This window comes from Streptomyces saintjeani (assembly GCF_055409605.1).
Genome location: NZ_CP189624.1, coordinates 4,257,500 through 4,272,723, shown reverse-complemented (window position 1 = coordinate 4,272,723; position 15,224 = coordinate 4,257,500). Strand labels below are relative to the sequence as shown.

Here is a 15,224-nt window from a genome sequence, read left to right as displayed (position 1 = left end):
CTCACCCGCACTGCCCAACTGCGGTACGGAACGCGGCATATGCCATTGACTTGAGATCAACCTGGGTGCCGTACACCATTCCGCTCCGGCGCTTTCTGCCGCTAGGGTCCCGCTCGGTGGGACGAGTCCCTCGTCACCGCCGTGCCCTCGGGGGGAGGGGAAGGAACCCTAGACATGCCCGTACCCGTACCGCGGCAGAGAGCGATCCCGGCCGTGGAGTGTGGTCAGGCGGAGACCGAGTCCCGTCCGCCGGAGGACGGCGCGCCCGCAGAGACGCGGGGCGCTTCCGCGAGCGGCGTGAGCATCGACGCCGGCGTGACCGCTGACGCCCCTGGCGCACCCGACTCCGCGAGCCTCACCGGCGTACCCGGCACTCCCGACTCCGCGAGCCTCACCGGCGTACCCGGCATCCCGGAGGCCCTGACCCCCGCCGCGCTCAGCCTTCTCCTCATCCAGGACGACCCCGCCGCGACCCCCCTCGTCCCGGACCTGCGTGACTCTGCCGGGCAGCCCATCCGGGTGCGCGCCGCGCGCAACCTCACCGAGGCCGAGCGGCTGCTCACGGACGACGTCCACTGCATCCTCCTCGACCTCGCGCTCCCCGCCCCCGGCCCCGGCGAGGACGGCAACGAGGACGAGCTGGCCGTCCTCCGGCACGTCCTGCGTCTCGCGCCCCGGCACGCCGTCCTCGCGCTGACCGCCTCCGGCGACGCCGACCGCGCCGCCGAGGCCGTACGCGTCGGCGCACAGGACTACCTCTTCCGGGACGAGCTGGACGGGCGGCTGCTGAGCCGCGCGATCCGGTACGCCGTCGAGCGGAAACGTTCCGACGCGGCCGAGCGCAGGCTCGCGGAGGGGCGGCTGCGGGCGCAGGAGAACGCGCGCCTCGAACGCGGGCTGCTGCCCACGCCGCTGCTCGACGGCGCCTCGCTGCGGTTCGCCGCGCGGTACCGGCCCGGACGGTCCCGCGCGCTGCTCGGCGGTGACTTCTACGACGTCGTCCGCACCCCCGACGGGATCGTCCACGCGATGATCGGGGACGTCTGCGGGCACGGGCCCGACGAGGCCGCGCTCGGGGTCGAACTCCGCATCGCCTGGCGGGCGTTGACGCTGGCCGGGCTGTCCGGGGACGAGTTGCTGGGGACGCTCCAGGAGGTGCTGGAGCACGAGCGGGACGACGAGGAGCTGTTCGCGACGCTCTGCACCGTCGACATCGATGCCGACGGTTCGCGGGCGCGGCTCTGCCTTGCCGGGCACCCCGCGCCGCTGGTCGTGCGCGACGGGCACGCCGAGTTGCTGCCGTCCACCGAGAACGGGCCCGCGATCGGGATGCTGCCGTGGCGGAACTGGCCTCGGATGGAGGTCGAACTCGGGTCCGCGTGGAGCCTGTTGATGTACACCGACGGGTTGATCGAGGGGCGCGTCGGGGACGGGAGCCGGGAGCGGCTCGGGCAGGACGGGATGGTCGGGATGGTGCGGCGGCTGTGGGGGGAAGGGACGCGGGGGGAGCGGCTGCTGAGGGCGGCGGTCCGGGAGGTGCGGGAGATGAACGGGGGCGAGCTGGCGGACGACGTGGCGGTACTGCTGCTGGAGCAGGGTCCCGTACGGGGAGGCGGGGTCCCTCTCAAGTAGGGGACCCTCGCCTCGTACCGCCGTACTAGTACCTGCTACCTGCCACCGTTGTACGGCCCGTACGGGCCGTCGCTGCTCGAACCGCCCCGGCCGCCCCGGCCGCCCTTCCCGCCACCCGGCAGGGTCCGCAGCGCGGGGCGTACGTCGACCATGTACACGATCGTCGCCACCAGGCCGATGATCGGCAGGAACGACAGGATCGGGAAGATCAGGTTCACGACGAAGGCCAGGCCCAGGACGATCATCCAGAACGGCTTCGTCTGCTTGCTGACCGCGCGATAGCCGTCCTCACGGCGGATCGCCGCGTCGAAGAGCGCGAAGCCGCTGAAGACGATCAGGGCCAGGCTCAGCAGAGCCATGAAACTGCTGAATCCTTGCATCAGCACAACGCCACCACCCGGTTCGACTACTCGTCCCTTACGCGGTCACCGTACCCGCAACGGTCCGTCCGCTACCCCTGGAACGGGCCGGGCTCCGCGAGAGTGCCCGGCCCGTCGTACAGCTTTACTCGGCTGCCGGGGCCGTCTTCTTCGCGGCGGCCTTGCGGGTGGTGGCCTTCTTGGCGGGGGTCTTCTTCGCGGGGGCGGCGGCGGCCGTGGGCGCCTCGGCCTCGGGGGCTTCCTCGGCGGGCGCCGGGGTCTCTTCCTGGACCTCCACCGCGACCGCCAGCTCCTGGATCTCCTCCGCGGCCTCGCCACGCCACGTCTTCACGGCCTGCTCGCCGTGCTCCGCGACCTTCTCGTACGTCTCGCGCGCCTTCACCGCGTACTCCGCGGCCACGCCGACGCCCCGCAGCGCGAGGTCCTGCGCGGACTCGCCGAGGCGCTTGAGGTCCGCGTCGAGGGTGGTGCCGAGCTTCTTGAAGTCGCCGTCCAGCGCGGTGACGAACTCGCCGACCTTGGTCTGGATGGTCTCCTGCGCCTCCTTGGCACGCTCGCCCGCCTTCGCGCCGGCCTCCTTCGCACGGGCGCCGGCCTCCTTCGCGCGGGCCTTGGGGTCGCTCTCCCGCACGGCCTCGAACCGCGCCGGGGCCTCCGTACGCAGCTGCTCCACCAGCGCGGGGACCTTCTTCACCTCCTGGAGCGCGAGGTCGGCGGCGCCGGCGGCGAAGTACAGGGGGGTCGGGTCGCTGAGGGTCTTGCGCAGATCGTCGGTGATGGCCATGGTGGGTGTTCCTCCCGGTTTCGCGTTCGTCACGTACGTCGGCATCGGCCGAGGTGATGCTGATCCGCAGTCGGGCGGCCGGTCCCCTGGACCGGTCAGCCGGCCGCTCCCTGCGGGTCGCTGTCGTTGTCGGTTTTCTGTACGGGCCTGTCGGCGCCGAAGTCACCGTCCGCACCCGGTGTTCTGGCCGTGCCCGGTGCTTTGGCCGCGCCCGCCTCGAAGCCGTTCTCCTTGCGGAACGACTCGTAGATCTGGAGCAGCGCCTGCTTCTGCGGTTCGGTCAGCGTCGGGTCGGCGAGGATCACGCCCCGCGTCTCGACTTCGTCGAGGTCCCGCTCGGCGTCGAGGATGCCCGCCCGTACGTACAACGTCTCGGCGGAGATCCTGAGCGCCTTCGCGACCTGCTGCAAAACCTCCGCGCTCGGTTTGCGCAGCCCCCGCTCGATCTGGCTGAGGTACGGGTTCGACACCCCTGCGGCCTCCGCGAGCTGCCGCAACGACAGCCGCGCGTTGCGCCGCTGCTCGCGGAGGTACTCGCCGAGGTTCCCGACGTTGAGCGATGCCATGGCTCCACCATGCACCGACCCCGCTAACTATTGCAAGCGCCTGCTTGCAAAAGTGCGCTGTGTCTCGTTCTAGCGGCGGGCGTCGCGCAGCACCATGTCGACGGCGAGGTTCGCGAACGAGGTGAGGTCCTTTCGCTCGTGGCGGTCGAAGGGGGAGGCCCACAGGGCGAAGCGGCCGAAGAGTGCGGACCACAGGTGCAGTGCGGCCTGTTCGGCGCCGTCGGGCCAGCGCAGGCCCGCGTTCTCGCAGGCGTGGACCGCGTCGAGCCATTGCCGCCACAGCAGGCCCGCCGGGTGGTGTTCATTGCCCGGCTCTCCGCAGCTGGAGGCGTCGTGTCCGAACATCAGGCGGATGACGCCGCGTTCGGCCGCGGCGAACGCGCAGAAGGCGTTGGCCTGGGCGCGCAGGCGTTCGCCGGGGTCGGCTCCGTCGGACGCGGCCCGGGTGTCGGCGTCGCGCATGGCCGCGACGACCCGCTGGTACCCGTCCTCGGCGACGGCGCGGGCGAGCTGGTCCTTGTCGGCGAAGTGCAGGTACATGCTCTGGGCGGCGATGCCGACTTCGCGTGCCACCTCACGCAGGGACACCGGGAGGGGGTTGTCGGTGAGTTTCTCGTCGAGCAGCCGTCCGACGGCGGCCAGGATCTCGGAGCGGAGCCGGTCCCCTTGGCCCCGGGGATTGCGCCTGCGTGCGCTCTCGGTGGTGGGCGCGGCTTCCTTGGTCATGTGTCCCATTCTGCGATACGCCGATCCCGCGGTTCCCCGGCGCCGGACCGGGAAACCGCAGGGCAGGGACCATGCCGCGCGGGGCTATGCCTCGGCGACGGCGCGGGCTACGGAGGCCATCGCCTGGCCGGCGGCCGGGAGCCCGATGTAGGGGGTGGCCTGGACGACCGCCTCCAGCAGCTCTTCCCCGGTCAGCCCGTTGTTCAGGCCGCCGAGCACATGGTTGCGGATCTCCCACTGGTGGCCCTGGGCCATGAGGATGCCCAGCGTGACCAGGCTGCGACTGCGCCGGTCCAGGCCGGGGCGCGACCAGACCTCGCCGAAGCAGTTCTCCAGAGCGAGCCGGGCCAGGGCGGCCCCCGGGCCCTCGCCGTCGGCGTGGGAGACCAGGTTCTGGTCCAGGAACTCCTCGCCGAACATCTCCCGTACGACCTGTTCGCCGGCGGCTCTGCGGTCCAGGGGCTCGCTGTCACTCATCGCTGTCCTTCCGGTCGTGGTCGGCGAGGCGGGGCAGCATGCCCAGCACCGTGGCCGTGGTGGTCCCCGCGTCCACGGGGAGCATGGCGCCGGTGATCCACCGTGATTCCGCTCCGGCGAGGAAGAGGACGGCCCAGGCCACGTCCCAGGCGGTGCCCTCCAGACCGAGCAGGTTGGCCGCGCGCCGCAGACGCCGGCCCTCCTCCCCGCCGTGATCGCCGATGGGGGTGTGCAAGTGGCCCGGTACGAGGCAGTTGACGCGGATGTTGTCCGGTCCCCAGGCGTAGGCCAGGTCGGTGGTCAGCGACTGGAGGGCGCCCTTGCTGGCCCCGTACGCCCCGCTGCCGAAGCCGCGCAGCGCCGCGACGGAGGAGATGTTGACGACGGAGCCGCCACCGCCGCGTACGAGGTGGGGGTGGGCCGAACGGGCCACCTGCATGGCCGCGGTGACGTTGAGGGCGAAGACCCGGTCCCAGTCGGCCCGGGTGGCGCCCACCCCGCTCGTACCGGCGTTGTTGACGACCACGTCGATGCGCCCGGCCCGGCCTGCGAAGTCGTCGACCGCCGCCTTGGCCGAGGCGTCGTCGGTGATGTCCGCGGTGAGCGTGATCGCCGTGCCGCCGTCGGCCTCGATGCGCTCGCGGGTGTGTGCGGCCCGCTCGGCGCTGACGTCGAGGATGCCCACGGTGGCGCCCTGGGCGGCGAGGAGCATGGCCGTGGCCGCCCCGGTGCCCGGCAGGTCGCCCGCGCCGCCGGCTCCCGTGACCAGGACCGCCCGGCCCGCCAGCCGGGTGCCGTGGCCGTCGGTGTGCCCGCCGACGGCGAAGAGGCCGCTCACCAGGTGACCGGGAGGGAGGTGAGCCCGTACACGATGGAGTTCTTCTTGAAGGGCAGCTCGTCCTCGGGGACGGCGAGCCGCAGCCCGGGGATGCGCTCGAAGAGCCGGGGCCAGGCGACCTGCATCTCCACCCGCGCCAGGTTCTGGCCCAGGCACTGGTGGGAGCCGAAGCCGAAGGCCACGTGGTGGCGGGCCCCACGGCCGATGTCCACCTGGCCGGCGGGGCACTCGCCCTCGCCGCCGCCGAAGGCACGGGGGTCACGGTTGCCGGCGAGCAGGGAGACGATGACTCCCTCGCCCGCGCGCACGAGCTGCCCGCCGACCTCCACGTCCTCGGTCGCCACCCGGCGCGGGTCGGTGGAGACGATGCTCCAGTAGCGCAGCATCTCCTCCGCCGCGCCGGGCGCCAGCTCGGGGTGGTCGCGCAGCCGCTCGCGCTGGACGGGGTCGACGAGCAGTGCCACGGTGCCGAGACTGAGCATGTTCGCCGAGGTCTCGTGCCCGGCGCCGACCAGGACGGCGACCAGGCGGGGCAGCATCTCGGGCGTGAAGCCGTCCGGACCGGTGTGGTCGGCCAGCAGCCGGCTGACCATGTCGTCGGCGGGCTCCCGGCGCTTGCGCTCGACGAGGGCGGTGTAGTACTCGAACGCCTCGCGCTGGAGCCGCGCGCGTTCCTCGGGGCCGACGTCCAGGTCCGTCCCGGCGTTCGCGTGCTGCTGGAACATGTCGTGGTCCTCGTAGGGGACCCCGAGGATCAGGCAGATGGCGAGGGACGGCAGCGGGAGCGCGAAGTCCTCGACGAAGTCGACCGGGCCGCCCTTGGCGAGCATCCCGTCGATCAGCTCGTCCGTGATCGCGAGCAGCTTCTCGCGCATCGCCTGGGTGCGCTTGACGCTGAACTCCTTGGTGAGCATCTGCCGGAGCCGGGCGTGCTCGGGGTCGTCCAGGCGCAGGAACAGGCCGCCCTGGTGCTCGTCCTGCCCGGGGTGGACCAGCGGGAAGCCGGGCCTGCGCACGTCGGCGCTGAAGGACGGGCCGGACAGGACGGCGCGGATGTCCTCGTGCCGGGTGGCCAGCCAGTGCCGGGAGCCGTCCCAGATGGTGACCTGGTGCAGGCCGCCGGTCTCACGGAACTCGGTGTACTTCGCCGGGGCGTCGAACGGGCAGGTGCGGGGGGCCGGGAAGAAGGGGACTTCCTCGGTGGCGGCGGACTCGGTGGTGGTGGTCATATCGCCTTCCTCTGTCGGAGCGCCGGTGCGTCGGCGGTGGTCACGGGCCAGGGGGCGCGGTCGAGTACGGCCGTACGCCAGGTGCGCAGCGCGCGGGCCATTCCGTTGCCGAGCACGCCGTCGACCCGGTGGGGTCGCCCGTCGGCGTCGCGGTGGCCGTAGACGCCCACGAACCGGCCCTCCGCCAGCGAGCCCTCCACCACGGTGAAGGCCATCCGCCGCCCCGTGGCGCCGTAGGACTGGAGCTTCAGGTCGTACTGGTCGGACCAGAAGTAGGGCAGCGTGGGCGCGGTGCTCCCGGCGCCCAGGACGGCGGCTGCGACCGCCCGGCCCTGTTCGGTGGCGGCCAGCCGGTGTTCCGCGCGTACGTGGCGGCCGGTGGCGGGGTCGAGGCGGGCGGCGACGTCGCCGACGGCCCAGAGCTTCGGCGCGACCCGGCCGTCCGCGTCGCACAGCACGCCCTCGACGCCGTCCCGGTCCCGGTCGCCCAGCGGTACGCCGGAGTCCGCCAGCCAGCCCACCGCCGGACGGGCTCCGACCGCGACGAGGACGGTGGACGCCTCGACGACGGAGCCGTCGTCGAGCACCACCCCGGCCGCCCGGCCGTTCTCGGCCAGCACCTCGGTGACCCCCGTGCCGCAGCGCAGGTCCACACCGGCCGCGCGGTGGCGGGCGGCGAGCAGGGCGGCGACCTCGTCGCCGAGGACGTTGGCCAGGGGCAGCGGCAGGGGGTCGATCATCGTGACCGGTACTCCCATGCGCCGGGCCACGGCCGCCGCCTCCGCGCCGACGAAACCGGCGCCCACCACGACCAGCCGGCCGCTTTGTTCGAGGGCCGCGCGCAGCCGGAGGGCGTCCGGCAGGCTGCGCAGCACCTGGACGCCGGGCAGGCCCGCGCCGAGGGACGCCGGATGCACCGCCTGGGCGCCGGTGGCGATGACCAGCGCGTCGTAGGGGAGTTCGCCGCCGTCGGTCAGCCGTACGGTGTCCGAGGCCGTGTCGACGCCGGACGCGGTGGTGGCGGGCAGGTGCGTGATGTCGAGCGCGTCCCACTGGTCCTTCGGACGCAGGAGCAGCCGGTCGGCCTCCCACTCGCCGGCCAGCAGTTGCTTCGACAGCGGGGGACGGTCGTAGGGCAGGCCCGGTTCGCCGTCGATCAGCGTCACCGTGCCCGTGTAGCCGCGGCGGCGTACCTCCTCCGCGACCGCCAGGCCGGCGGCCGAACCGCCGACCACGACCAGTCGGCGGAGTTCTTCGGCGGCCGGCACCTCAGCGCTCCTCGACGAGGATCGCCGCCGCCGGGCACACCTGGGCCGCCTCCCGCACGGCGTCGTGCCGATCCGCCGGGGGCTCGGCCTCCAGCAGGACCACGATGCCGTCCTCGTCCCGCTGGTCGAACACTTCCGGGGCGACCAGTACGCACTGGCCCGCGCCGCAGCACTTCGCTTCGTCGACAGTTATTTTCACGCCGCTCGACCTTTTCCCGGTGACCGCATGGTGGGACGCTTCGCATCCCCTGTTGCCTGACAGGCGTCACCTTAAGGCTGTCACTATAGGGTGGCAAGATCGCCTGGGGTCGGGTGCCGGGGGGCAGGGGCGTCACTTCAGAAGGGCGGTCCTGAACGTCTCGCGGTGCTCCGCCAGCCAGGTCTGCAAGCGGTCCCAGCGGTCCCAGCCGCCGCGTTCGGCCAGAGCCCGGAGGTAGACGGGGTCGCCGGTGGTCACGCGGTGGGTGACGAAGGCGCGGCAGACGGCGGTGGCCTGTTCGACGACGGCGGGGAGGTCGGCGCGGGCCTCGGGCGAGAGGCCGTAGCCGTCGGCGAGGACCCGCAGGCGCGCGGGTACGTCCAGGCCGGCGGGGTAGTAGGCGGCTGCGGACGCGGGGTCGAGCAGCGGTACCCAGTAGCGGGCGGTCATGGCGACGTCCCAGAGGGGGCGGCCCGGGGCGGCCAGGTCGAAGTCGATCAGGGCGGCGGCGCGGCCGTCGCGGAAGACGACGTTCTCCGGGCATACGTCGTTGTGGCACAGCATCGTTCCTCCCTCCGGGTCGGCGAGGTCCGGGGGCCACTCGGCGTGGGGGTCGACCGGGACGGCGGCGCTGCTCTCGTGCAGGCGTCGGAGCAGGCGGCCCACGGATGCGAGGGCGGAACTCGTCATCGCGCGGTCGGGGAACGGGGGGAGGGGGACGTCTCCGGGGATGAAGGTGAGGTGCTCGCGGCCGTTCTCGGTGAGGGCGAGGGGGGTTGGCGCTGCGTCGAAGCCGTGGATTTTCAGGGCGTGGAGGTACGTGTGGAGGGCGGGTGCGTTGCGGGGTGCCGGGCGGTCCACCAGGGTGCCGTGGCGGAAGACGGCTCCCGCGTTGGCCATGCCGCCGGTCAGTGCTCCGTCTTCGGTCGCCGTACCGGCTGGCGGCCTGCCTTCGGCCGTCGTACCGGCTGGCGCCCCGCGTTCAGCTGTCGTACCGGCTGGCGTCCCGCCTTCAGGCGTCATACCGACCGGCTCTTCTCCCTCTGTCGTCATGCCGGTCACGCTAGCGGCGTGCCTTTTCCGCGCGGGCCGGGAACTCTGGTAGGGGCGGGCGTCCGAGGGTGATGGGGGCGAAGGGCTGCTGCGGCGGGCTGGGCCGGGCTGTGCTGGGCCGGGCTGTGCTGGGCCGGGTTGTGCCGGACTGGGCCGGATTGTGACGGACTGCTGGATGCGGCCTGCCGCAGACTCCTGCCGTCCTCGGACGCGCGGCTCTTCAGGACGGCTGGACTCTGTCGAAGTGGGTGATGGCCTCCATGGGGTCCGGGCTGACCAGGCGGTCCAGGCCCGTCGTCGCGATCTGGGACCACTTCGCGGCCCGTTCCCACATGCGGAGTTCGAAGGTGCGGACCGCCGGGTCGAGGTCGTCCGTCATGAGGGACTCCGCCAGTTCCGCTCCCTCCAGCATGGCGAGGTTCGCGCCCGCGCCGAGGGGTGGCATCAGGTGGGCCGCGTCACCCAGGAGAGTTACGCCGGGGGTGTGGGGCCAGGTGTGGGAGACGGGGAGGGTGTGGAAGGGGCGGTGGGTGAAGGCCGTGCCTCGGCGCAGGAGGTCGAGGAGGGAGGGGGACCAGCCGGAGAACAGGGTCAGGAGTGCGGTACGGAGAGACTCCGTGTCGGCCGGGTCGAGGTGTGCGTGCCAGTCTTCCGGTGCGCGGAATTTCGCGTACACCTTCACCTGGCCTGAGCTGCCGCGCTGTGCGACGAGGGAGCGGTTCACGCCGTACGCCGCGAGGGAACCGTCGCCGATCAGGTGGGCGAGGTCGTCGTCGGACGGCGTGTTGTCGAGGGACGTCTCGACCGAGGTCACCCCTGTGTAGTACGGGGTGACAGGCGAGACGGCGGGCCGGGCGCGGGACCAGGCGCCGTCCGCGCCGACTACGAGGTCGTACGTCTCGTGCCGGCCGTCCGCGAAATGGACCCGCCCTGGTACTACCCGGGTACCTCTCAGGTCTCCCTGGATGCCGGGACCCGGCTCCACTCGCGTCACCTCCCGCCCCCACTGGACGTCGAGCGGCCCCAGCAGCAGATCGCGGAGCTGGCCGCGGTCGATCTCGGGGTTGGCGCGGTCGTCCGGGTGGGGACGCCAGTCGCGCAGGACCGTGCCGTAGGGGGAGAGGATGCGCATGGCCTGGGCCTCGGGACGGGACAGGGCCTCGAACTCTGGCAGCAACCCTGCCTTGGACAGGGCGAGTTGGCCCATGCCGGTGTGGAGGTCCAGCATGCCGCCCGGGGGACGCGCATCGGGCGAGGGGTCGCGTTCGAGGATCGTGACGGCATGGTCGTACCCGTGTAGTACCCGCGCGAAGGTGAGCCCGGCGGGCCCGGCTCCGACGACGGCGATACGTTGTCTCATGCCGATACACTGTATTTTTACGATGCGCTGTATCGCAACCGTACGATGTGAACCATGACTGTCTGGGACCGGCCCGAGCCCCCCACCCGCCCCGCCCCCCTCGACCGCGAGCGGATCGTCACCGCGGCGATCGCCTTGGCGGACGAGGGTGGGTTGGAGGCGGTGTCGCTGCGCAAGGTTGCTGCGCGGCTGAATGCGGGGCCGATGCGGTTGTACGGCTATATCGCGACGAAGGAGGAGCTGTACGACCTCATGGTGGATGAGGTGTGTGCGGAGATCGTCGCCAACACCGAGCAGCACCCCGGCGACTGGCGCGAAGCGCTGTGTGCGCTCGCCCACCGCACGCGTCGTACGGCCCTCCGCCACGAATGGCTCGCCGACCTCCTCGGTGGACGCCCCACCCTGGGCCCCCACGGCCTCGCCGTGACCGAGGCCAAACTCGCCGCCCTCGACGGCCACGCGGACGTCGACACCGCCCTGCGCGCGGTGGAGACGGTCAGCGCGTACGTCACCGGCGCACTCCGGCGCGAGATCGCGCACCTGCGCGCCGAGCGCGCCACGGGGCTGACCGACGCCGACTGGCAGCGCGCATCGGGTCCGCACGTGATGAACATGCTGGCCACGGGCCGTTTCCCGGCACTGGCCAAGGCCGTGCACGACGGTACGGAGGTCGACGCGGAGACGTCCTTCACGACCGGCCTCGACTGGGTCCTCGACGCGGTCGCCGCGCACCTCACCCGCTGACGGCCTCCCGGATCTCGCGCATCGCCCGCGCCGGGTCCGGCAGATCGACGTCCCACAACTCGACGGAGTTTTCCACTACGACGGCGAGGGTATGGCCGTCCGGACTGAACGCCGGGGTCGCGTACGAGCGGGTCGGCAGGGTACGGCGGGGGCGCCCCGTGGCGAGATCCCAGAGGTGGACCGCACCGGGTTCGCCGGTGGCGAGGGTACGGCCGTCGGGACTGAAGGCGGGGGAAACGGCCTGGTCACCGGCGTCGAAAGTGTGCTGGAGGCGGCCGGTGCGGGGGTCCCGGATCTGCACGGTTCCCGTGTCGCCGCTCGCGACGGCGAGGGTGCGGCCGTCGGGGCTGAACGCGATGGACAGGAAACCTCCGATGCCCGGGTCGAGGGTGTGCCGGGTGCGGCCGGTCGCGGTGTCGAGGAGGGTGAGGCGTTCGTCGCGGGGGTGGATGGTGACGAGGGCGAGCCCGCGGCCGTCCGGGGTGAAGGCCATGGTTCTGAGGGGGTGGTGGTCGCCGGTGCGGACGGTTCTCAGCGTGTCGGTCGACAGGTGCCAGATCTGTACGGTGCCGTCCGGGCCGACGGCGCCGAGCCGGGTGCCGTCGGGGCTGAAGGCGATTTTGTCCACGGGGCCGAGGCGACGGCTGTGGAGGAGGCGGCCGGTGGCGAGGTCGCGGACTTCGGTCGCGCCGTTGCCGACGGTGCGGGAGAGGAGGGCGCGGCCTTCGGGGGTGAAACCGAGGGCTGTGTCCCAGGAGGCTGGGCCGGTGTTGAGGGCGGGGGCGGTCTTGCGGACGGTGGTTCCGGTCTCCCGGGGGCGCGTCGAGGGTTCGTCGAGCATCGACAGGGGTACGAGGGCGACAGTTCCGGCATCCCGGGGCTGGAGCGAGGGCTCGCCGGGCGTCGACGCGGGTACGAGCGCGCTGGCCCCCGCATCCCAGAGCTGCGCCGAACCGTCGCCGGGCACCGGCGTGGCCTTCCCCGAAACCGTCGCCACCGCCCGCCCACCCGGCCCGAACGCCAAGTCCGCGACGTACGTCCCGACAGCCCCGTACAGAGTGGCCCTCGGACGCTCCGCCGACCAGCGCTGCACGCGGACGCTCGGGTCCAGGTTGCTGCTGGTGACCAGCGTGCCGTCCGGGCCGAGGGCGATCTCCATGAGCCCGCGCCCGTGGTGCCCGGCGGTCAGCGAGGCCAGGGCCGCGCCGGACACGGCGTCCCAGATCCGTACGGTGTCCCCCGGCCCGGCGACGGCGAGGGTCCGCCCGTCAGGGGTGAACGCCGGGCGCCCGCCGGTGCCGAGGGTGCGTCGCAGAGCCCCGGTCGCCATGTCCCGCAGCTCCACCGAACCGCCGCTGGGGGTGATCGAGTACGTCTGCCCGTCCGGGCTGAAGACCACCTCGGCCCTTGTCCGGCCCTCGTGGACGGCCACGGTCCGCCCGGTGGCGACGTCCCACACCCGTACGCCTCCGTCGAGACCGGCCGCCGCGACGGTACGCCCACCGGGCCCGAACGCGACGGCCTCCGGATCGCGGAGCCCGGCGAGGGGCCTGCGGAGGCGACCGGTACCGGTGTCCCAGAGACGTACGCCCGCCGGGAAGGCGACGGCGAGAGTGCGACCGTGGAAGTCCATGCCGGGTACGTAACCATCCCTGATGGCAAGGGAGTTGACCTTCTCGCCGGTGACCGGGTCCCACAGGCTGATCTCCGTACCGGCGACGGCGAGGACGCGTCCGTCGGGGCTGAACACCATGCCCCTGGCGCCGCCGAGACCGGCGAGCGTATGCCGGAGCCTGCCGCCGGGCAGGTCCCGGATCTGTACGGTGCCGTCCGCGTCGTAGGCCGCGAGGGTCTGTCCGTCCGGGCTGAGGGCGATGGCCTGTACGGGTCGCTTGCCACCGACGAGCCGCTGCCGCAAGGGCAGCGAAGCAGCTACGTACAGTGCCTCGGTCGCCTCCCGGGTAGCCGCCGTGCGATACGCCCGCACGGCGAGCAACGCGGCCCGATCAGGATCCGACCTCAGCAACGCCCCTGACTGCGCGGCCAGTTGCCGCGACTCGGAAAGCCGCTGCGCATCGACGGCACTCTGCCACTGCCCCACGGCGAGCCCGGCACCGAGGAGGGCGAGACAGAGGGCGGAGACGACGGAGAGAAGAACGAGCCGGGACCGACGACGGCCACGCTGGGCGTGGTTGAGGCTGGCGTCGAGGAAGGAGCGTTCTACGGGGGTGAGTTCGGGGTGGTTGGTGGTGGCCGGGGGCGAGTGCTTGCCGTTGGCCGGGGTGGCGCGGTTCGTGTCGGCCGGGGCGGTCGACTGCCCGTCGGCTGGAGCCGTGTGCTTTATGTCGGTCGGCTCTGCGCGGTGTGTGTCAGCCGGGGTGGAGTGCTTGTCGGCGGTCAGCTTCGTGCGGTTCGTGTCGGCCGGGGCAGTCAGCTCCCCGCGCTCCCCGTCCGCCGGCTTCCCGCGCCCCGTACCGGCCAACTCCTCGCGCTTCCGGCCCAGAAGCCTCCCGAGCCCTCCGCCGGTCAACCCCCTGCTCCCGGTACCCCCGAAGTACTCCTGTGCGGCAGCCAGCCGACTCCCCCGATACAACGCCCCTTCCTCGCACCCCAGTTCCGCCCAAGAGCCCGCCGCCACCGTCAACTCCCGCTGCACCCGGAGCCGTTCACGGTCCTCCTCGATCCACCTCCGTAGCCGGGGCCAGGCCGTGATCAGTGCCTCGTGGGCCAGTTCGACCGTGTCGCCGTCCAGCGTGAGCAGACGTGCCCCAGTGAGCGCCTCCAGAACGGGCCCTGTATCGCCGGGTAGTTCGGTGCGCTGCGCAGGGCGGCGCGTGTCGGGTACGCCGTCGCCGGGCTCGATCAGCCGCAGCAACACCCGGCGTGCGGTGGCCGCTTGCGCCTCGGTGAAACCGGCATGGACCCGCTCGGCGGTCCGTGTGATCGCCCCGTCCAGGCGGCCCGCCGCCTCGTACCCCGCCAGGGTCAGCGTCTTGCCCCGCCGCAACCGCCACGTCTCCAGCAACGCGTGGGACAGCAAGGGCAGTCCACCCGGCGCCCCGGCGACCTCCTCTACCAACCGACGCGTGAGGGCACGTTCGACGGTCAACCCGCTCGCGCTGGCCGGCTTGACCACGGCGTCCCGCAGCTCGGCCGGACTCATCGCGCCGGCAAGCAGGTTGGCGTCCCGCAATGCTTCGGCGAGCCCCCGGTGTTCGGCGCACCGGCCGTAGAAGTCACCGCGCACGGCAAGCAACACCCATACCCCGCTGCCGGGTCGGCGCGCGGTCAGCAACATCTCGATGAACCGGTCCCGTTCGGCGGCATCCCGGCAGAGAGTGAACACCTCCTCGAACTGGTCGACGATCACGTACGTCTCGGGCCCTGCCGGCGTGAGGAGTTGGGCGTGCGTGCGGGCGGGATGCTCGCCCGGTGTCAGGATGCGGATCGCGGACGGACGAGGGTCCCGGGCCCGCCGCAGCGCAGGGATCAACCCGGCCCGCAGCAGAGAGGACTTGCCGCTGCCGGAGGCCCCGAAGACCGCGGCGAACCGGCGACGGCTCAACAACCCGACGAGATCGGCGGTGAGTTGCTCACGCCCGAAGAACAGGGCGCTGTCGTCGGGCTCGTACCGGGCGAGCCCTCGGTAAGGCGGGGCGGAACCGTCATCCGGGGGCATCTCCCCAGCGGCCTCCCGCCAACGCGCCTCCCACCAAGCCGAGTTGCCCCCACAGGCCCGCACATACGCCAGCACCACCGGCAACGTGGGTAGTTGCTCCCCACCCGCCGCCCGCGACAACGTGGTCACCGAGTAGCCCGCCCGCAGGGCGAGTTCACGGTAGGTGACCCCGTCCGCCTCCGCCCGCAACTTGCGCAACTCGAACGCGAACCGCTGCACCGGCCCCGCCGCCGGATCGACCGGCACCTCTTTCCGCCCTGCCACGGCCTCACCCCCCCCATTGTTCGGA

Annotated in this window: 14 protein-coding genes; 2 read left to right on the top strand and 12 right to left on the bottom strand. The window is 72.5% G+C overall.

Going from position 1 to position 15,224, the window contains the following annotated elements; all coding sequences use genetic code 11:
• Positions 1–174: 174 nt before the first annotated feature.
• Entirely contained in the window at positions 175–1,632 is a 1,458-nt protein-coding gene (locus tag ACQCO7_RS19290; RefSeq protein ID WP_464073024.1) for a PP2C family protein-serine/threonine phosphatase, read from the top strand.
• A gap of 35 nt (positions 1,633–1,667) precedes the next feature.
• Here ACQCO7_RS19290 and ACQCO7_RS19285 read toward each other — a convergent pair whose 3' ends face one another.
• From ACQCO7_RS19285 to ACQCO7_RS19235, 11 genes are all read right to left on the bottom strand, one after another.
• Positions 1,668–2,012 carry a DUF2516 family protein gene (locus ACQCO7_RS19285; RefSeq protein ID WP_050375495.1) on the bottom strand — a complete coding sequence of 115 codons (345 nt, stop codon included), beginning with the start codon at positions 2,010–2,012 and terminating at the stop codon, positions 1,668–1,670.
• A gap of 124 nt (positions 2,013–2,136) precedes the next feature.
• Positions 2,137–2,796, bottom strand: coding sequence for a hypothetical protein (locus ACQCO7_RS19280; protein WP_464073023.1), 660 nt, complete (start codon positions 2,794–2,796; stop codon positions 2,137–2,139).
• 95 nt (positions 2,797–2,891) lie between these two features.
• Complete coding sequence (locus tag ACQCO7_RS19275) at positions 2,892–3,362, bottom strand: helix-turn-helix domain-containing protein (RefSeq protein ID WP_464073022.1); 471 nt, start codon at positions 3,360–3,362, stop codon at positions 2,892–2,894.
• Between the two features lie 69 nt (positions 3,363–3,431).
• The gene (locus ACQCO7_RS19270; protein ID WP_464073021.1) at positions 3,432–4,088 is read right to left on the bottom strand and encodes a TetR/AcrR family transcriptional regulator; all 657 of its coding nucleotides are present in this window, start codon (positions 4,086–4,088) and stop codon (positions 3,432–3,434) included.
• An 84-nt stretch (positions 4,089–4,172) separates the two neighbouring features.
• A complete protein-coding gene (locus ACQCO7_RS19265) occupies positions 4,173–4,565 on the bottom strand; it encodes a carboxymuconolactone decarboxylase family protein (protein WP_464073020.1) in 393 nt (130 codons plus the stop codon).
• Entirely contained in the window at positions 4,558–5,403 is an 846-nt protein-coding gene (locus tag ACQCO7_RS19260) for an SDR family NAD(P)-dependent oxidoreductase (RefSeq protein WP_464073019.1), read from the bottom strand. Before ACQCO7_RS19260 ends, ACQCO7_RS19265 begins: the two co-directional genes overlap by 8 nt.
• Complete coding sequence (locus tag ACQCO7_RS19255; RefSeq protein ID WP_464073018.1) at positions 5,400–6,632, bottom strand: cytochrome P450; 1,233 nt, start codon at positions 6,630–6,632, stop codon at positions 5,400–5,402. Before ACQCO7_RS19255 ends, ACQCO7_RS19260 begins: the two co-directional genes overlap by 4 nt.
• On the bottom strand, positions 6,629–7,900 hold the full coding sequence (locus ACQCO7_RS19250) for an NAD(P)/FAD-dependent oxidoreductase (RefSeq protein ID WP_464073017.1): 1,272 nt from the start codon (positions 7,898–7,900) through the stop codon (positions 6,629–6,631). Before ACQCO7_RS19250 ends, ACQCO7_RS19255 begins: the two co-directional genes overlap by 4 nt.
• Position 7,901: 1 nt before the next feature.
• Entirely contained in the window at positions 7,902–8,099 is a 198-nt protein-coding gene (locus ACQCO7_RS19245; RefSeq protein WP_464073016.1) for a ferredoxin, read from the bottom strand.
• A gap of 132 nt (positions 8,100–8,231) precedes the next feature.
• On the bottom strand, positions 8,232–8,999 hold the full coding sequence (locus ACQCO7_RS19240; protein WP_464077242.1) for a phosphotransferase: 768 nt from the start codon (positions 8,997–8,999) through the stop codon (positions 8,232–8,234).
• 373 nt (positions 9,000–9,372) lie between these two features.
• Positions 9,373–10,512, bottom strand: coding sequence for an FAD-dependent oxidoreductase (locus ACQCO7_RS19235; protein WP_464073015.1), 1,140 nt, complete (start codon positions 10,510–10,512; stop codon positions 9,373–9,375).
• Positions 10,513–10,566: 54 nt separating this feature from the next.
• Here ACQCO7_RS19235 and ACQCO7_RS19230 point away from each other — a divergent pair, with 54 nt between their 5' ends.
• Complete coding sequence (locus ACQCO7_RS19230) at positions 10,567–11,256, top strand: TetR/AcrR family transcriptional regulator (protein ID WP_464073014.1); 690 nt, start codon at positions 10,567–10,569, stop codon at positions 11,254–11,256.
• Here ACQCO7_RS19230 and ACQCO7_RS19225 read toward each other — a convergent pair.
• Positions 11,246–15,199 carry an nSTAND1 domain-containing NTPase gene (locus ACQCO7_RS19225; protein WP_464073013.1) on the bottom strand — a complete coding sequence of 1,318 codons (3,954 nt, stop codon included), beginning with the start codon at positions 15,197–15,199 and terminating at the stop codon, positions 11,246–11,248. The genes ACQCO7_RS19230 and ACQCO7_RS19225 overlap by 11 nt on opposite strands.
• Positions 15,200–15,224: the final 25 nt, after the last annotated feature.